Source organism: Streptomyces sp. NPDC050636 (assembly GCF_040654775.1).
Classification (GTDB): Bacteria; Actinomycetota; Actinomycetes; order Streptomycetales; family Streptomycetaceae; genus Streptomyces.
The window spans coordinates 172,646-190,091 of record NZ_JBFAIP010000006.1; the positions used below are offsets into that span (position 1 = coordinate 172,646).

The window sequence follows — 17,446 nt, forward strand, 5'->3', positions numbered from 1 at the left end:
CATGGGGAGAGATACGTACGCATGTGCGCGGCACGTTCAACCACCCGACGCACGTCAGAGGGCTGCCGCACACGAAAGAGAAACATTGCGGAGGCGCCCCGGGTCCTGCGCCCCTCAGCCCTGCGCTGCCAGGCGCCGCCCCTCGGCCCGGTGTGTCTCAGTCCTGCACATCGATCGGATAGCCGCGCGTCTCCACGCCTGCCGCCGTGACCACGCTGACCTTCACCCGGCCCGGTTCCACGTCGACCGGCACCGGCACGGTCAGGACCCCGTCCGTCGGGTTGGCGAAGCCGCCCGCGACCGGGACCAGGGGGACCGGGACATGCACCGCGCCGATCCGTACGACGGTGTGGGCGAGCCGGTGCGGAGTGCCGGCGCCCGGCGGGACGAAGCCAGTGCCGCGGATCTCGATGTCGTCGCCGGTGCGGATCGGCGCGGCGAGATCGCCCAGCTCCCGGGACCGCACGACCGACAGAATGACCGGACGGCCGCCCTCCATCACCTTCCCGCAGAGATACGTCGCCCCGGAGAGAGCCGCCAGAGCCACCAATCCCCAGGGTAGGTCGGGGAGTTGACCGGGCCGGCCGGCCAGCCGCACCAGCACCAGGCCCACCATGGCCGCGTTCACCAGCGCGTACTGCGCATCCGTGAAGCTGCCGCGCCCCGCGTCGTCCGCCAGCAGGTCGACGGCCCTGGGCCGTTCGGCCGGGACCTTCTGCAGCCGTCCCGTCCGGATCCGCGCAGCAACCAGGCCGTACGCCAGCACCGCGACTGCGTACCCGATCGCCAGCGCCGCCAACAGGGCGACGGAGTGGGAGAGTCCGAGTCCGCTGAGGAGGCGGCGCCGCTCGTCCGGGCCGGGTGCCGCCGCCAGCTGGACGGCCGCCAGCAGCACCGCGTACAGCACCGCGGCCACCCAGCCGACGGCGACCGCGCGCGAGGTGGACAGCCGCCCGTCCTCGCCGATCAGCGGCGCCAGCACGCCGCCCTGTGTACGGTGCCGCCAAGCCACCGCCGTCAGCATGAGGGCCATCACGACGGCCGCGATCAGTCCCGCCGTGCGGGCCATGGTCCAGCCCGATCCGATGGCGGTCAGCGCCTGCCCGAGCAGCAGTGCCACGACGGCGGCCCACACGACGAGCAGGGTGCGCCACCGTACGGCCGCCAGCCAGGCGACCTTTTCGGCGGTGCCACGTTCGGCCAGCACCCGTGCGGACAGTGCGAGTTCGTCGGAGACCCACTGCCGGGCGGCCCCGGCGGAGTGTGCGAGCCCGGCCGGCACGCCGCGCCCCACCGCGAAGTCCTCGCGCAGCGCGACAAACGCGGCGACCGCCTGCCGGTGCCCCTCGCGGGCGCCGTGCGGGCACCGTCCGCACAGACACGCGCCGCCGTCGCCGCCCTCCGTGCCACCCCCTGACTCGCCCGTTCCGGCCACCCTGCCCGCCGCTTCCACCGACACGTCCGCTACCGCCCCGCCGCCACTCGCGATCAACTTCTTTTCTTTGCAAGGGAATTGTGCCGTACGCACCCACCCCGGCGACCAAAAGTCCAGCTGACGAAGGGTGACTGTGATTTCTGCGGGTTGACATGCGACTTCACGGCCGGCGATACGCACAGCCATGCGGCAGACAGCCCCGCGAACGCGCCGCTTCCCACGTTCGGGGGAACCGGCGGACCGTGAAGGCTGAGCGGCACCCGCGCTGCGCAAGCTCCCGGCGTGTGGAAAATACACCGAACACACGCAACACCCAGTGCACACGGAACATCCAGTGCACACGGAACACTCAGTACGCACAGAGCACAAGGAACACCCGGACCACCGGGAACACCCGGACCGCCCGGACCACCGGGAACACCCAGAACGCGTGGAACGCACGCAACGCACGCAACGCACGCAACGCACAGAACCCACGCCTCACACGCTTCTCACAGTTCATTCGGTTCAACCAGCGCTCTGGGCCCTCACACATCACATCGGGTGGGGCCCAGGCATCGGGTGGGTCCGGGCCTCACCGCCGCCGCATTCATCCTGCTGACCGGAGTCACGGTGGCGTTGGGCGGCCCGACACCGTCCGCGGCAGCCCACGGCCGTGGCATCACCGGGGACAACTGCGCCTACGCCGGGACGAGTCCGCCCGTTGACGTACCGACCGGATTCCCGATGCCGGACGGCTGGCACTTTCCGTGTACGTCGCCCACTCCGGCCCCCCATCGTCCACCGGCGCCCCGTCCGCCCGCACCGCCACCAGCCGCCCCCAAGCACCGGGCAACACCACCACCACCACCGCCGGCACCGGCACCACCACCGCCGCCCGCACACAGCACCCGTCCCGCACCGCCGCCGCCCCCGCCCCCGCCGTCACACCGGCCCACCCCTCGCCCGCCGAAGCCCTCGCCCACCCTCCCCCGCAGCTACGCGCCGGTGGCCCAGAAACCGCGCGACGGGCGCTCCATGGTGACCAGAACCCTGCTGATCACCGCCCCGGCCGTGCTGGCCGGTGCCGCTCTCCGTCCCCGTTCGAGCTCCTCGTCCGGTAACTCCGGGCGCCGTTCCTCGTAGGAGGCCTCATGTCGCAATGGTTTGTGCTGGCTCTCGCCATGGCCGCTTCCTGCGGTGTCGTCCTGACCATCACGGTCCTCAAGCAGCGCCGGATCGGTGAGGACGACGACCCGTCCGAAACACCCGATGTCATCGAGTACATGACGATGATGGTGGGGGTGGTGTACGCGATCGTCCTGGGGCTGGCCATCGCCGGCGTCTGGGAGGCCCGGACCGCCGCCGAGGACACCGTGCAGGCCGAGGCGCAGGCCCTGCACGAGGTCAGCGCGCGGGCTCGGGCGTACCCGGCCCCCGTGCGGGAACGCATCCGCACGGACGTCAACGCCTACGTCAGCCATGTGGTGAAGAAGGAATGGAAGGTGATGGCCGACAAGGGAGAACTCACCCCGCGCGGCACAGACCTGCTGGCGAAGGTCCGCGCCGATGTCACCGACTACCACCCGCGCAACGACTTCGAAGGGCAGTCCTACCAGCCCCTCATCGATCAGGTCGCGGTGGCCGACGGGGCCCGCTACGCCCGTAACGGCGCCGCCGGTTCGACGCTGCCGTCCATGGTCTGGTTCGGACTGGTCGCCGGCGGCGCCATCACCATCGGCGTCATCTTCACGCTGCAAATCCGGCGCTCGGGACGCGAGTTGCTGATGGCCGGCCTCTTCAGCGCGCTGATCGCCTTCCTGCTTTTCCTGGTCTGGGACTTCGACTCGCCCTTCCGCCACGGCATCACCGCCAGCTCCGGGCCGTTCATCGACCTGTTCCCGCACGTGTGAGCACGACCTTGCGGGCCGGCGGAGCGTCCGGCCCGCAGGGCGCCGACTCCCCTGTGTTCCCCCGCCGAATGTAGCCCCCAGTCGAAGATGCCCGGACCGTCCGAACTCCGCGACGGCGACCGGCAATTGCACACGGAATGCACCCCCCGCAACACCCTCGTCCCCCACCGGACAAAGGTCACCCACCGGACAGAGGTCACCCACCGAACAGAGAGCGCGGACTGGGCGTGGGCGTCAGGCGGAGCGGGATGGCTCGACCCGGCACTATGGGTGATCCGGCTCGCCTCTCGCGTCCGCACCCGGCCGGAGCCGAACTGCACGCGTCGCGCCTACCCGCCCGGACAACCGCGGCACCCGAGGCTCCGGCCCGCATTGCCGGGCTCAGCTTCTCTCAGGGCCCGGATGGAGGCCGGAAAAGGCCGCAAAATGGGCCCCTGCGCCGGGCCTGTGGCTCGGACACCGGGGCCCATTTGGTTGCGACGCCCTACCAACCGCAGGACGACCCCAGGTGGGTGATCTGCGCACCCGGGTTACCCTCGCCGTTGATCGCGTTGCCCAGCAGTCCGTTGAGGATTCCGACCTCGCCTAGGATATCGATGTTCATGTCGTGCGACTTGCAGCCACCATGCCCATGGGCGGAGGCGGTGCCGGCGCCGAGGAAGCTGACGCTGCCGAGGACGGCGACCACGACGGCAGCCTTGCGAAGCTTGCGCATTTGCTCCTCCATTCATTGAACGGATGCGATCTGTAACAGATCCACTTCGTACAGTGATTGGGACACTAATATGAAAAGTCCCGCACCGCTCATCGGCGCCGGCATCCGGGTCCTCGGCGGCTGGCCGGCCCATGGCACAACACTCCGAACCGCCCTTCAATGAGCCGAGATCGACAGGATGTGGCGCCGGAAGCCGGGGAGTTGATCAACTTTGGCAACAGGCCTTGATCAACTCACCGACCGATCCTTGATCAACTCGCACACCGGGCGTTGATCAACTCACGGACCGGGCGTTGATCAACTCGCAGACCAAGCGTTGATCAACTTGCACGCCGGGCGTTGATCAACTTGGTGGACAAGAAGGGATGATTCACGCCGACCGGTCGAAGATGAGCACACGAACTCCTCGCGGCGCGACGGGAACGATGCTTCGCCACCGATCGTGCGGTCCGGTGCCTTCTCGATGGATCACGATCGTGTCAGGGTGACCTGCGCTGCCATCGGGTAGCGCTCGTTCCCTGCTTGTGGAGGTGGGCAAGGTGGCGCAGGACTGGACGCCGATCTACCTGGCGCACAGAGAGACTTACGCGGCATTCCTTACCGCGACCGACGCCGAGGCCCGGGTTGATTGGCATCGGTGGCGTGGGGACTACGCCGGCAGTCGGGAAGCACTCACCGCGACCGACAAGGCGTACACCGCGACGCAGGCCGCCTTCAACATGATCGATCTTGAGGGCGTGGGGCCTGTCGCAGAGGCCGAGACGCTCCTTGCCTGCATCCGGTTCATGCACGAGCAGGAGGCCGAACCGGACGGGATCTGGGAGACGTTCAAGGCCTACCGTGCGGCCTTCGTCGAGGCGGCACGCAAGCATCTCGGGTCTCACTAGGAGCGCGCGAGAGGCCCTGCCTTGGCGTGGTGAGGGCCTCTCGGGGTGCTCCGTGGCCGGTCGGCCATGTCGGTGCCCGGGTTGCGGGCGGCTCACAAAGCTGCTCTCCGGGATGCGGGGCGCATGCGGCCTGCTCGGCAATCCACTGGGCCAACGTCTCGTCCACGCCGGGCGCGATTCGCTGCCGCAGGCTTCTGACCTGCGCGAACCTGCGTTACGCGCAGCACATGGGCAGGGACTCGCAGCAGGCGCGGACGCCCTGGGTGATCAGGTCCAGCAACTCCCCCAGGACGGGATCGCTCACCGACCGTGATGTGCTCGAAGGACATCCCGAAGGGACTGGCCGCCCAGAGGCGGGGGGGTGAACTCCGGGTCGCGCGCGGCGATTTGGTCCGCGACGCCCTCCTCTCGGCCGAATCGCCCGAACAGCGCTCGGGACGGAAGCTACCCTTCGGTACCACAGGAGCCAGGGCTGTGACGGGCGCGCATGGCGATCGGCGCGCACACCCGGAGCTGTGCACCAGAGAGGACACACCATGAGGTCCATATCGGTCAGCAAGGACATCGGCGGCATGCCGCAGCAGATCTTCGCCGTCCTGCGGGATCCCGTCCGGCACGCCGAGCTGGACGGTTCGGGCATGCTGCGCGGCCGTCCCGGCGGCCCGTCCCTGCTGGGCCCCGGTGACCGGTTCAGCATGGCGATGGCTCAGGGGCGCATCCCGTACCGGTCGGTGAATGTCGTTGTCGAATACGAGCGTGACCGGCTGATCGCTTGGGAGACCTGGGGCGAGTTCCGCGGCCGGCGGTTCGTCGGCGGCCAGCGCTGGCGCTATGAGCTGGCCGCCGCTGACGACGCGGGCACCACGCGGGTCACGCACACCTACGACTGGTCGCGCGCCCGCCTCCCGCGCCTCGTCATCGAACTCCCCGGCTACCCGAAGCGGATGGGTCCGGCGATGGCCACCACACTGGAGCGCCTGGAGACGGCCGTACGGGGCTGAACGGGGCCGAGCCGACCGCTCACCCCTGCCCGTACCCGCTCAGCGCCTCCACGCCCCGCAGGAGCGCCGAGTGGTCGAGGGCGCCGTCGCCGCGGGCCACGGCGGAGGCGATGAGCTGGGCCGCGGCGGCGCCGGCCGGGAGGTTGGCGCCGACGGTGCGCGCGGCGTCGGTGACGATGCCCATGTCCTTGTGGTGCAGTTCCAGTGTGAAGCCGGGCCGGTAGTCGCGATTCTTGAAGTTGTCCGTCTTGCGGGTCAGGACGGTGGAGCCGGCCAGTCCGCCGCCCAGGACGTCGAGGGCGGCGGCGAGGTCGACGCCGGACTTCTCCAGGAAGACGACGGCTTCGGCGCAGGCCTGGATGTTGACGGCGACGATGAGCTGGTTGGCGGCCTTGACGGTCTGGCCGGAGCCGTGCGGCCCGCAGTGCACCACGGTCGTGCCGACCGCGTCGAGCACCGGCCGCGCGGCGTCGAAGTCGGCCCGGTCCCCACCGACCATGATCGACAGCACGCCCTCGACGGCGCCCGCCTCACCGCCGGAGACGGGGGCGTCCAGCACCCGGACGCCCTTGCCGGCGGCCGCCTCGGCCAGGTCGATGGAGGTCTGCGGGGTGATCGAGGAGTGGTCGATGAGGAGGGTGCCGGGCCGGGCGTTCTCCAGGATGCCGTCGGGGCCGTACGCGACGGCCTCGACCTGCGGGGACGCCGGGACCATGGTGATCACGACGGCCGCGTCGCGCACCGCTTCGGCGATCGACGCCGCCTCCGTGCCGCCCGCTGCGACCAGCGCGTCCGCGCGGCCGGGGCTGCGGTTCCAGCCGCGCACGGTGTGGCCGGCTTTCGCGAGGTTCACGGCCATGGGGCTGCCCATGATGCCGAGGCCGATGAAGCCGATCGTGCTCATTGCGCCACACCCACTTACTTCCGCTTACCGGAATCTCAATATCGCTATTCGAAATCCATGATGTGCGGCGCGGGAGGCGGCGTCAACCGTTTGCCAGAGCTCGTCGATGGCGGTCGGATCGATGTCAGCGGTCATCAGCCCTCCCATGGACGGGATTGCGGGCCGTGTCGGCAGCGTGCCGAGTGCAAACGACAACGCCGCCGCCCAAACGAATGGGCGGCGGCGCAGCCATTGATCTCAGGGGGAGGTCACTCCCACTCGATCGTCCCCGGCGGCTTGCTGGTGACGTCCAGCACCACGCGGTTCACATCGGCGACCTCGTTCGTGATGCGGGTGGAGATGCGTGCCAGGACCTCGTACGGCATCCGGGTCCAGTCCGCGGTCATCGCGTCCTCGGAGGACACCGGGCGCAGCACGATCGGGTGGCCGTAGGTGCGGCCGTCGCCCTGGACGCCGACCGAGCGGACGTCGGCCAGGAGCACGACCGGGCACTGCCAGATCTCGCGGTCCAGGCCGGCGGCGGTCAGCTCTTCGCGGGCGATGGCATCGGCCTCGCGGAGCAGGTCGAGGCGGTCCTTGGTGACCTCGCCGACGATTCGGATGCCCAGGCCGGGGCCGGGGAACGGCTGGCGGTGGACGATCTCGTCCGGCAGGCCGAGCTCCGAGCCGACCATCCGGACCTCGTCCTTGAACAGCTGCCGCAGCGGCTCGACGAGCTCGAACTCGATGTCGTCGGGCAGTCCGCCCACGTTGTGGTGCGACTTGATGTTGGCGGTGCCGGTGCCGCCGCCGGACTCGACGATGTCCGGGTAGAGCGTGCCCTGGACGAGGAACGCCACTTCCTCGCCCTCGACGCCGGCCTCCGCGACCAGCTCGGCCTGGGCCTGCTCGAAGACCCGGATGAACTCGCGGCCGATGATCTTCCGCTTCTGCTCGGGTTCGCTGACCCCGGCCAGTGCGTTGAGGAAGCGCTCCTCGGCCTCGACGACCTTCAGCTGGACGCCGGTGGCCGCCACGAAGTCCTTCTCGACCTGCTCGGACTCGCCCTTGCGCATCAGGCCGTGGTCCACATACACGCAGGTCAGCTGGGAGCCGATGGCCTTCTGGACGAGGGCTGCGGCGACCGCGGAGTCCACTCCGCCGGAGAGGCCGCAGATCGCGCGCTTGGTGCCGACCTGCTCGCGGATCGCGGCGACCTGCTCCTCGATGATGTTCCCCATCGTCCAGCTGGGCTCGATGCCCGCGCCGCGGTAGAGGAAGTGCTCCAGGACCTGCTGGCCGTGCGTGGAGTGCAGGACCTCGGGGTGGTACTGGACGCCGTAGAGCTTCTTCTCGTCGTTCTCGAAGGCGGCAACCGGGACCACGTCCGTGGAGGCGGTGACGGTGAAGCCCTCGGGGGCGGCAGAGCAGGCGTCGCCGTGCGACATCCAGACGGGCTGTTCGGCCGGGGTGCCTTCGAAGAGCGTCGAGCCGGGCTTGGAGACGGTCAGCGGGGTGCGGCCGTACTCCCGCGCGCCCGTGTTGTCGACGGTGCCGCCGAGGGTGGTGGCCATGAGCTGGAAGCCGTAGCACATGCCGAAGACGGGGACGCCGGCCTCGAACAACGCACGGTCGAGACGGGGCGCGTGGTCGGCGTAGACCGACGAGGGACCGCCAGAAAGGATGATCGCCTTCGGGTTCTTGGCGAGCATCTCGGCCACCGGCATGGTGGACGGCACGATCTCGCTGTAGACCCGGGCCTCACGGACGCGGCGGGCGATGAGCTGGGCGTACTGAGCGCCGAAGTCGACTACGAGGACGACGTCCGGGGCGGCGGCAGGGGGTCCTGATGGCACTTCGGCGGCCTTCCGGCGGTGTGGAGCAGGGGTTGGACTTTCGATTCTACCGGCCTCATACTGGGCCCCATGTCCAAGCAGCTGACCTTCGTCTTTACCTATGGCACCGGCCCATCCGGCTGCCATGGTCGTGCTGCTTGATCCACTGACAAGCGACTTCCCAGGCGCCCCGGGCCGACAAGGTCCGGGGCGCCTGTCGTTCGTCCGGGACCGATCATCGGCTCCGGGGTCACTCACCCCAGGAGACACGGATATGAGCACCCAGACCACGACCGCCGCCCCCAGCACCCCCGACACCGGCGCACGCTCCCCGGAGGCGGCCGACGTGATCGCCGACGCGCGGAGCCGGATCGACGATCTCGACGGCCGGATCATCGGCCTCGTCCAGGAGCGGATGGCCGTCTCGGCCGTCATCCAGCGCGAGCGGGTCGGCTCCGGCGGCCGGCGGGTGAACCTCTCCCGCGAGATGGAGATCCTGGCCCACTACAGGGACCAGCTGGGCAAGCCCGGCACCGCGCTCGCGATGACCCTGCTGGAGCTGTCCCGGGGCCGGATCTGAGTTCGGTTGCCGTCTCACCCGTACGGCGCGTGACCGGCCGCCGAGAGGCTTCGTTGATCCCGGTGCCACGCCAGCCAGGCGCGGCCTGCAGGACTACGCGTAGACGCCGCCCCACGGGCGGACAGCCGGAGCGATGAGACGCCGGCCGCTTGCCGCGGTCCGCGTCGTGGGACCTCGTTCCGGTGCACGTGGCCGGTCAGCAGGGGACAGCAGCCCGGTCACATCCGATGGGGTGGTCGGTCCTGGGGACGCCCGGGACCGACCGCATCCCGTCGAAACGGTTGCGCCGGATGAGGCGCATCCAGGACGATGCTTGACGAACCACTTGCCGCGCACGGCATGGACCCCGCACTGCCATTGGTCCGACCACCGTGCGCTCCGCACCATCGAGCACCACCCCCTGAACCAGCGGCGCTACCCCCCCCCCCAGCGCCGCCCCTCGGTGCCGGCGCTGCCCTGACGCCGACACCGGAAGCCAAGGGCCCCGTGGCCGTCCGCAACCCCCCTCCGTGGACGGTCCGGGGCCCTTCGCTGTGCGTGGGCTGAGTGCCGGCTCAGGGCAGGCTGTGCGCGGGCTGTGAGATCCCTGTGCGCCAGCTGTGAAAGGTGTGACGGGCGTCACCAGATCTTTTTCGGTTCGGGTGGGCAACCCTTTTCGGCCATGGCCGGTCTTGTACCTGCAATCGCACGGCCATACCGCGCCCCCCAACGCGACGGCCCGCTACCAACTTGTGCCGCCCTGCGGCATTTTGGACCCCAAGGGGTTTCTCGATGAAGCTTCGCCGTGCCCTGACTGCCGTCGCCACGACGGCCGTCATAGCCCCCGCCGCCCTCATGGCGGCCCCCGCCGCGTATGCGACCGATCCGCAGACCGAATCCAGCGTGAGCGCCGAGCCGACGCCCGGCACCCCCGACTCGGACCAGACGGACGACACCGCCACGCAGCCGGAAACCCCGGCCGACGGCGAGACCACACCGGCCGAGGACACCGAGCCGGACGACGGCACCGAGCCCGGTGAGGAGACCGGGAGCGGTGACGAGGCCGAGCCGTCCGCCCCGGCGACCCCGGGCGGCGACACCGAGCCCAGCGACTCCCCCGAGCCGTCCACCTCGGCCAAGCCCACCGCCAAGCCGACCGAGGAGCCGGGCGACGACCCGACCTGCGCCTCTCAGTCGGACGAGATGGCGATCAGCACCGAACTGCGCGGCCTGCCCAGCAAGATCGTGGCCGGCTCCGGCTGGAAGAACTTCACCTTCCGCGCCACCAACACCTCCGACAAGGCCATGAAGTCGGTCGACGCGTATGTCGCGCTGGCCGGTATCAGCACCGGCAACTTCGACGACGTCTCGAAGCTCCTGACGGTGCAGTGGTACGACGAGGACACCCGCTCCTGGGAGACCATCACCGACGAGGACGGCTACTTCGCGTCCATTGACGGCCTGGAGACCGATGAGTACGCCGACGCCAAGCTGCGCCTGAAGGTCGACTCCAAGACCCCGGGCAGCTACGGCTTCGCGTTCACCATCGGCGCGTACCACAACCAGGACGACGTCTGCGGCTTCTCGGATGTCTCGCAGTACGACTTCGACATCCTGGTCGCGGGCACCAACCCGGGCAGCGTGCCGCCGGCCAAGAGCAAGCCGGGCAAGAGCAAGGGCAACAAGCCCGCCCCGCAGGGTGAACTGAAGGAGATCCCGGTCACCGGCAAGCTCGCCGAGACCGGTTCCTCCTCGGCGCTGCCGACCGTCGCCCTCGTGGGCGGGGTCGCCATGGTCGTGGGCGCGGGCGCGATCTTCGTCGTCCGTCGCCGCAAGACGGCCGGCGCCGCCGCCGCGTAACCCGTAACAAGCGAGGGGCCGCACCGTTCCCAGGTGCGGCCCCTCGTCGCGTACGCCGCGCTACGCGAGGGACTTCTTCGGCGGTACCTGCGGGACTTCCAGGAACGGCAGCTTCAGCGCGCCGAACGCCTTCTGGGGGACGGCGGGGCTGACCGGCTCCACCGGCGCCAACCGCCGGTATGCCGCGCCCTGCGCGGGGCGCGGGTCCGGCTCGCCGTTGTTCGGCCACAGCGACATCGCTCGCTCCGCCTGCGCGGTGATCGTCAGGGACGGGTTGACGCCGAGGTTGGCGGAGACCGCGGCGCCGTCGACGACCGAGATGCCCGGGTGGCCGTAGAGCCGGTGGTACGGGTCGATGACGCCGGAGTCCGCCGAGTCGCCGATCGGGCAGCCACCGAGGAAGTGCGCGGTGAGCGGGGTGCCCATCAGCTCGCCGACGTTGGAGCCCGCGAAGCCGTTGATCTCCTGGGCGAGGAGGGTGGCGGCCTCGGTCGCCTCCGGAATCTGCTCGGGGTTGGGCGCGCCATGACCCTGGCGCGCGGAGAGCAGGCCCTTGCCGAGGCCGTTCGGCTTCCGGTACGTCGTCAGGGAGTTGTCGAGAGACTGCATGACCAGGCCGATGATGGTCCGCTCCGACCAGCGGCGGTTGGAGAGGGAGCGGAGGCCGAGCCACGGGTGGCGGACCAGGTTGCCCAGCCAGCCCGCGACGCGGCCGGACGGACGGTAGGGCACCTGGAGGATGGTCAGCCCGCCCATCGAGTTGGAGCCCTTGCCGTACCGGACCGGCTCGATGTGGGTGTTCTCGTTGGGGTGGATCGACGAGGTGATCGCCACGCCCTTGGTGAAGTCGGCCTTCGCCGCGCCGTGCCGCTTCCGGTAGCGGCGGTTGTCGGTCTGCGCACCCACCAGCGCCTCGGAGTTGGTGCGGGTCAGCGTGCCCAGACGGCCGGAGACGTACGGGAGCAGGCCGCTGTCCTTCATGCGGTGGAGCAGGGTCTGCGTACCGTAGGTGCCGGCCGCGACGACGACCCGGCGCGCCGTGAACGTCCGGCCCTCGCCCTTCTTCTTGTTGTCCGTCGGCAGCGTCCGGACGGCGAAGCCGCCCCGTGAGTCCTCGGTGAGCGCGACGACCGATGTCATCGGGTGGATGACGGCCCCGGCCTTCTCGGCGAGGTGCAGATAGTTCTCGTTGAGGGTGTTCTTCGCGCCGTGGCGGCAGCCCGTCATGCATTCACCGCACTCGGTGCACGCCTTGCGGGAGGGGCCCGCGCCGCCGAAGTACGGGTCTGCGACCTCTCCGCCGGGAGACGTCTTCGCCGTCCCGCCGGCTTCCTCCCCGCTGACAGCGTCCTCCCCGCTGACAGCATCGTGGCCGTCCCCGAAGAACACCCCGACCGGCGCCATGTGGAAGGAGTCGCCGACGCCCATGGCCTGCGCGGTCGCCTTCAGATGCACGTCGGACGGCGTCATCGTCGGGTTGAGCCGCACTCCCAGCATCCGCTGGGCCTGGTCGTAGTACGGCTTCAACTCCTCCTGCCAGTCGGTGATGTGCTTCCACTGCGGGTCGTCGAAGAACGGCTTCGGCGGCACGTAGAGAGTGTTGGCGTAGTTCAGCGAACCGCCGCCGACTCCGGCTCCCGCCAGGACCATCACCTTGCCGAGGAGGTGGATGCGCTGGATGCCGTAGCAGCCGAGCGCCGGAGCCCACAGATAGTTGCGGAGGTCCCAGGAGTTCTTGGGGAGCGTCTCGCGGGTGAAGCGCCGGCCGGCTTCCAGGACGCCGACGCGGTAACCTTTCTCGCTCAGGCGGAGGGCGGAGACGGAGCCGCCGAAGCCGGAGCCGATGACCAGCACGTCGTAGTCGTATGCGTCGCTTTCGGTGCCGTCCGGGTCCTGATTCCGGGCAGAGTTCTCCTGGGGCACTGGCTCTCCTGGGGGTTTGTTACCGAAGTCGGAACGCCTTCATCGCGCGCAGGCTGCGGGTCATGAACTGTGCGTACTTCTCGTCCGTCATCCCGAAGGACGGCGCCAGCGGCATCAGCCGCTGATGGGCGACGGTCTGTGCCTCGGTGTACTTGAGGATGCCCTCGGAGCCGTGCCGGCGGCCCAGGCCCGAGTCGCCCATGCCGCCCATCGGCGACTGCACACTGCCGTAGCCGGCGGCGTAGGACTCGTTGACGTTCACGGTGCCGGTGCGCAGCCGGGCGGCGATGGCGCGGCCGCGCCGGCCGTCCTTGGTCCAGACGCTGGAATTCAGGCCGTAGGGCGTGGCGTTGGCGAGCGCCACCGCCTCGTCCTCGTCGCTGAAGCGGTAGATGGAGACGACCGGGCCGAAGGTCTCCTCGCCGCAGACGGCCATCGGTGCCTCGACGCCGTCGAGGATGGTGGGCTCGTAGAAGAGGGGGCCGATGTCGGGACGGGGGCGGCCGCCGGCGACGAGCCTGGCGCCCTTGGCCACGGCATCCTCGACGTGCGCGGTGACGGTCTCCAGCTGGCGCTCGCCGACCAGGGAGCCCATGTCGGCGCCGTAGGCGAGGGCGTTGCCGAGCCGCATCGCCTTCGTACGGGCGGCGAACCGCTGGATGAAGTCGTCGGCGATGGACTCGTGGACGTACAGCCGCTCGATGGAGATGCACAGCTGGCCCGCGGAGGAGAAGCAGCCGCGGACCGCGCCGGCGGCGGCCTTCTCCACATCGGCGTCGTGCAGCACCAACATGGCGTTCTTGCCGCCGAGTTCGAGGGAGACGCCGACCAGGCGGGCGGCGGCGCCCTGGGCGACCTCGCGGCCGGTACGGGTCGAGCCGGTGAAGGAGACATAGTCGGCGTGCTCGACGACGGCCGGGCCGACGACCGGGCCCTCGCCGAGGACGACCTGCCAGACGTCCTCCGGCAGACCGGCCTCGATGAGCTGCTCACGGGCCCACAGCGCGGTCAGCGCGGTCTCCGTGTCGGGCTTCATGACGACGGCGTTGCCCGCGACGAAGGCCGGCAGGGCGTCACCGACGGACAGCTCGAAGGGGTAGTTCCAGGGGGCTATCTGCCCGACGACGCCACGGGGTTGGCGGAGTTCGGTGACCTTGGTGAGGGTCGGCACGACGCCGGTGTGGCCCTTGGGCTTGAGGTAGGCGGCGGCCTTGCGGCCGTAGTGGCGGGCGGCGACGGCGACCGCCTGCACCTCCTCATGGGCGTGCAGCCGCGCCTTGCCGGTCTCCAGCTGGATCAGGTCGAGCACCTCGGCCTGGCGGCGCAGCACCAGGTCGTGGAAGCGGAGCAGGACGGCGGCGCGCCGCTTGACCGGGACCCTGGCCCAGCGTTCCTGGGCGGCGCGGGCCCGCTCGAAGGCGGTGGCGACGTCCTCGGGGGTGGACTCCGGCAGGTCGGCCAGCTTCTCCCCGGTGAACGGGGTGTGGTTGGCGGTGCGGCCGCTGCCGAGCACTCCGCGGGTGAGCCGGGCGGCCACCTCGGGGGTGACCACATCCGCCGCGGTACGGCTGCCCGCCGCGGCGAGCGCGACCGGGTTGCCGTCGGTGGGAGCCTCGGCGGGCGCTGTCGCTCCGGGGGCCTCGGCGGGGGCGGCGGCGGTGGCGGCTGTTCCGGTGTCCTGCGAGTCCGTCATGCGGGCGAGCGTATTCCTCCCCACGCACTTTGTGTACCCGGCAGTAACGGGTTTTCACGCGGTACGCACAATCGCGCCAGTGATTACTGGCCGCAAGGGCCCCGATCAGTGACGTATCGGCTCGGTGCGCATCCTCAGGGGCTCAGCAGCTGGAAGGCGTCCACCGCGGTGTCCAGGTGCCGCTTGGCCTCGTCGCGCGAGCCGACCGGGGCCGAGATCCATACGTCCATCATCTTGCCGCCCTCGTTCCAGCTGAGGTCGTAGGTGTACCGCGATCCGCCGTCCTGCGGGCTGCCGTCCCAGATGAATTCCCAGAGCCCGGCCTGGTGCCCGTTGTGCGTGGTCTCGGTGACCTGCCCCTGGCGGTAGCCGCGGTAGTTGACGGGGCCCTTGGCGTGGGCGGTGCGCATCGCCCCGATCGGGCCCTGCGGCACCGGCTTCTGGAGCTGAACGCCGATCCGGAACCGCTTGCCCTCGGAGTAGTAGTAGACGCGCGGCTCCTCGTACGAGCGCGTGAACCCCTCCGGTACGGCCATCGCGAAGCCGACCGGGTCACGGACGATGCTGTAGCCGGTCGGGGCCTCGGCGGTGATGCCGACGCTGGGGCGGGGGGTTCCGGCGATGCCGGGGGTGCCAGCCGACGCGCCGGAGCCCGGTGTCGGATGGGTGTCCGACGCCTGCTGGGACCGGCCGGGGCGGCCGTTCCTGCCGTTGGGCTCGTCCTGGTTCAGCAGCAGGGCCGCGACGCCCGCGCCCGCGCCGCCGATGACGACCACCGCCAGCGCGACCAGCAGGGCGATACGCGTACGGCCGGTGTGCGGGCGGGCCGCGACGGCCAGCGCCCGGTCGTCGAGCGCGGCGGGGATCGGGACGCCTGGGGCGCGGCCGCCCGTACGGCCACCGGGACGGCCGCCGCCGTGCCCGGCGGGCGCGGGGCTGTGGACGGGGTGGGGGTCGGGCGGGGTGGAGGCGAGCGGGGTACTGCCGGGGAGCGGGCGGGCGTGGGCCGGGTCCTCGCTCGGCGGGTGCTCGCTGGGCCGGCCGCCGTCGGGGCCGTCGTGGAGGGGGGCGTGGGAGCCGGGGCCCGACCGGCCGGGGCCGACGGGGCCGCCGGGGAGGGGACCGCCGGGGCCGCCCGGTGCGCCCGCCACGGCCGCCGCGCCCGCGGCTCCGTGACCGGCCCCATGGCCGGATCCGGCGGGCCCCCAGAGGCCGCCGTGTCCGCCCGGCCCGCCCGGTGCGCCCGGCCCGCGCTCGGGGGCGCGTCCGGAATGCAGATAGCCGCGCAGCAACCGCTCGGTCTCGGCGATGTCCAGCCGTCGCACCGGCTGGCGCTCCAGCAGGCCCTGGACGACGGCGAGCAACGGGCGGGCCGCCTCGGGGATCTCGATCTCGTCGTACACGACGGCATGCAGCACACCGCCCAGGGAGTCCCGGCGGAACGGCGATTCGCCGCTGAGCGTGGCGCACAGCAGCACCCCGAGCGACCACAGGTCCGCCTCGGGGCCGGTGCCGCGGCCCTCCATCCGCTCCGGCGCGGTGTATTCGGGCGAGCCGACGAATCCGCCGGTCTCGGTCAGTGTCGCGACGCCGGGGACCTTCGCGATACCGAAGTCGGTGAGCACGACCCGGCCGGTGCCCGCCTCCATCAGGACGTTGGCGGGCTTGAGGTCACGGTGCAGCACCCCGCGGGTGTGCGCCGCCCGCAGCGCGCCCAGCAGCGCGATACCGATCCGGGCCGCCTCGCGGGGCGCGACGGGACCGCCGCTGTAGAGCCGGTCGGCCAGCGACGCGCCCTCCACCAGCTCCATCACGATCCACGGCTGGCCGTCCTCCACGACCACGTCATGCACCACGATCACATTCGGATGCTTGATCTGGGCGACCGTCCGCGCCTCGCGGATCGCCCGATCGCGCTGCTGCCGCGCCTCGGGCTCGGCCGTCCCCTCGTCCAAGTGCAGTTCTTTCACCGCGACTTGGCGGCCCAGAAGTTCATCGGTGGCCTGCCAGACGGTACCCATACCGCCACGGCCCAGCCGTATGCCCAGGCGATACCGCCCACCGATCAGTCGGCCCTCGCCCCCGAAGATGCCCATGGGGCCATCTTGCCCCACGGCCACCGCGCCGGAGGGGGCGGCTCCCCATGCGCCGGCCCTCCGCTCCGGGCCGTGCCGCTGACCTGGGGTCCTTGAAGGAGTAGGGGCGATTTCGCCGCGCGACCGGGCGGCGGGATGATCCACTGGCCGTTATGGAGGCAGTAGTTGCGAGCGTCGTGGCCGTCATCGGCACCCTGCTGGGTTCCGGCATCACCCATGTCTTCCAGCGGCGGGCGAGCGACCGCGGCGAGCGGTTCGCCCGCGCGGAACGGCTGCGCCAGGAGCGCATCGACGCGTACTGCGCGTACGCGGGGGCGCTGCTGGACTACCGGCGGGTCCTCATCCAACGCTGGTTGGCGCTGAACGACGACGAGCGCCGCGACGAGGACTCCCCGGAGCTGCGCGAGGAGGTGCACAAGACCCGCTATGCGGCCCAAGAGGCCATGTTCCGGACGCAGATGGTGAGCGACGACCCGGAGGTACTCGACCGCTCCGAGCGGGTGATGTCGGAGGTGACCGAACTGCACTGGGTCCGGGACCGGGACGCGCTGACCGCGCTGCGGAGCACCACCCGCCAGGAGATCCGAGATTTCGTCGCGGCCACCGCCCATGTCGTGCGCTGACCGCACTGGCCGACCGCACAGAACGCGAAGAGCCCGAAGAACCA

The 17,446-nt window shown here is 70.8% G+C and carries 14 protein-coding genes; 7 read left to right on the plus strand and 7 right to left on the minus strand.

The window, feature by feature from the left end; all coding sequences use genetic code 11:
* Nucleotides 1–157: 157 nt before the first annotated feature.
* Entirely contained in the window at nt 158–1,435 is a 1,278-nt protein-coding gene (locus AB0I10_RS09255) for a hypothetical protein (RefSeq protein ID WP_363151768.1), read from the minus strand.
* 749 nt (nt 1,436–2,184) lie between these two features.
* Here AB0I10_RS09255 and AB0I10_RS09260 point away from each other — a divergent pair.
* Both AB0I10_RS09260 and AB0I10_RS09265 read left to right on the plus strand, forming a co-directional pair.
* Nucleotides 2,185–2,538, plus strand: a complete 354-nt coding sequence (locus tag AB0I10_RS09260; RefSeq protein ID WP_363151722.1) for a hypothetical protein — start codon at nt 2,185–2,187, stop codon at nt 2,536–2,538.
* A gap of 30 nt (nt 2,539–2,568) precedes the next feature.
* Nucleotides 2,569–3,327 carry a hypothetical protein gene (locus AB0I10_RS09265; RefSeq protein ID WP_363151723.1) on the plus strand — a complete coding sequence of 253 codons (759 nt, stop codon included), beginning with the start codon at nt 2,569–2,571 and terminating at the stop codon, nt 3,325–3,327.
* A 484-nt stretch (nt 3,328–3,811) separates the two neighbouring features.
* Here the strand turns inward: AB0I10_RS09265 and AB0I10_RS09270 are convergent, their stop codons facing one another.
* Nucleotides 3,812–4,042: a hypothetical protein gene (locus AB0I10_RS09270; protein WP_363151724.1), complete on the minus strand. Its 231-nt coding sequence runs from the start codon at nt 4,040–4,042 to the stop codon at nt 3,812–3,814.
* 539 nt (nt 4,043–4,581) lie between these two features.
* On the opposite strand from AB0I10_RS09270, the gene AB0I10_RS09275 reads away from it, so the two are divergent.
* Both AB0I10_RS09275 and AB0I10_RS09280 read left to right on the plus strand, forming a co-directional pair.
* The gene (locus AB0I10_RS09275) at nt 4,582–4,929 is read left to right on the plus strand and encodes a hypothetical protein (protein ID WP_363151725.1); all 348 of its coding nucleotides are present in this window, start codon (nt 4,582–4,584) and stop codon (nt 4,927–4,929) included.
* Between the two features lie 536 nt (nt 4,930–5,465).
* A complete protein-coding gene (locus AB0I10_RS09280) occupies nt 5,466–5,930 on the plus strand; it encodes an SRPBCC family protein (protein WP_363151726.1) in 465 nt (154 codons plus the stop codon).
* Nucleotides 5,931–5,949: 19 nt separating this feature from the next.
* Here AB0I10_RS09280 and AB0I10_RS09285 read toward each other — a convergent pair whose 3' ends face one another.
* Both AB0I10_RS09285 and guaA read right to left on the minus strand, forming a co-directional pair.
* A complete protein-coding gene (locus AB0I10_RS09285) occupies nt 5,950–6,834 on the minus strand; it encodes a 2-hydroxy-3-oxopropionate reductase (protein WP_363151727.1) in 885 nt (294 codons plus the stop codon).
* A 248-nt stretch (nt 6,835–7,082) separates the two neighbouring features.
* Nucleotides 7,083–8,669, minus strand: coding sequence for a glutamine-hydrolyzing GMP synthase (guaA, locus tag AB0I10_RS09290; protein ID WP_363151728.1), 1,587 nt, complete (start codon nt 8,667–8,669; stop codon nt 7,083–7,085).
* Between the two features lie 253 nt (nt 8,670–8,922).
* On the opposite strand from guaA, the gene AB0I10_RS09295 reads away from it, so the two are divergent.
* Both AB0I10_RS09295 and AB0I10_RS09300 read left to right on the plus strand, forming a co-directional pair.
* Nucleotides 8,923–9,228: a chorismate mutase gene (locus AB0I10_RS09295; protein ID WP_363151729.1), complete on the plus strand. Its 306-nt coding sequence runs from the start codon at nt 8,923–8,925 to the stop codon at nt 9,226–9,228.
* A gap of 771 nt (nt 9,229–9,999) precedes the next feature.
* The gene (locus AB0I10_RS09300; RefSeq protein WP_363151730.1) at nt 10,000–11,067 is read left to right on the plus strand and encodes an LAETG motif-containing sortase-dependent surface protein; all 1,068 of its coding nucleotides are present in this window, start codon (nt 10,000–10,002) and stop codon (nt 11,065–11,067) included.
* Between the two features lie 60 nt (nt 11,068–11,127).
* Here the strand turns inward: AB0I10_RS09300 and AB0I10_RS09305 are convergent, their stop codons facing one another.
* From AB0I10_RS09305 to AB0I10_RS09315, 3 genes are all read right to left on the minus strand, one after another.
* Nucleotides 11,128–12,990, minus strand: coding sequence for a GMC family oxidoreductase (locus AB0I10_RS09305; RefSeq protein ID WP_363151731.1), 1,863 nt, complete (start codon nt 12,988–12,990; stop codon nt 11,128–11,130).
* Nucleotides 12,991–13,009: 19 nt separating this feature from the next.
* Nucleotides 13,010–14,683, minus strand: a complete 1,674-nt coding sequence (locus AB0I10_RS09310; protein ID WP_363151732.1) for a succinic semialdehyde dehydrogenase — start codon at nt 14,681–14,683, stop codon at nt 13,010–13,012.
* Nucleotides 14,684–14,817: 134 nt separating this feature from the next.
* Nucleotides 14,818–16,779 (minus strand): serine/threonine-protein kinase, encoded by a 1,962-nt coding sequence (locus AB0I10_RS09315; protein WP_363151733.1) that lies wholly within the window; start codon nt 16,777–16,779, stop codon nt 14,818–14,820.
* A gap of 152 nt (nt 16,780–16,931) precedes the next feature.
* Between AB0I10_RS09315 and AB0I10_RS09320 the strand changes: the two genes are divergently transcribed.
* Nucleotides 16,932–17,402 (plus strand): hypothetical protein, encoded by a 471-nt coding sequence (locus tag AB0I10_RS09320; RefSeq protein ID WP_363151734.1) that lies wholly within the window; start codon nt 16,932–16,934, stop codon nt 17,400–17,402.
* Nucleotides 17,403–17,446 lie beyond the last annotated feature (44 nt).

Coding starts and splice junctions, on each gene's coding strand:
- AB0I10_RS09265 (WP_363151723.1), top strand. CDS start 2,569: ATGTCGCAATGGTTTGTGCTGGCTCTCGCCATGGCCGCTTCCTGCGGT.
- AB0I10_RS09270 (WP_363151724.1), bottom strand. CDS start 4,042: ATGCGCAAGCTTCGCAAGGCTGCCGTCGTGGTCGCCGTCCTCGGCAGC.
- AB0I10_RS09280 (WP_363151726.1), top strand. CDS start 5,466: ATGAGGTCCATATCGGTCAGCAAGGACATCGGCGGCATGCCGCAGCAG.
- AB0I10_RS09285 (WP_363151727.1), bottom strand. CDS start 6,834: ATGAGCACGATCGGCTTCATCGGCCTCGGCATCATGGGCAGCCCCATG.
- AB0I10_RS09295 (WP_363151729.1), top strand. CDS start 8,923: ATGAGCACCCAGACCACGACCGCCGCCCCCAGCACCCCCGACACCGGC.
- AB0I10_RS09300 (WP_363151730.1), top strand. CDS start 10,000: ATGAAGCTTCGCCGTGCCCTGACTGCCGTCGCCACGACGGCCGTCATA.
- AB0I10_RS09310 (WP_363151732.1), bottom strand. CDS start 14,683: ATGACGGACTCGCAGGACACCGGAACAGCCGCCACCGCCGCCGCCCCC.
- AB0I10_RS09315 (WP_363151733.1), bottom strand. CDS start 16,779: ATGGGCATCTTCGGGGGCGAGGGCCGACTGATCGGTGGGCGGTATCGC.
- AB0I10_RS09320 (WP_363151734.1), top strand. CDS start 16,932: ATGGAGGCAGTAGTTGCGAGCGTCGTGGCCGTCATCGGCACCCTGCTG.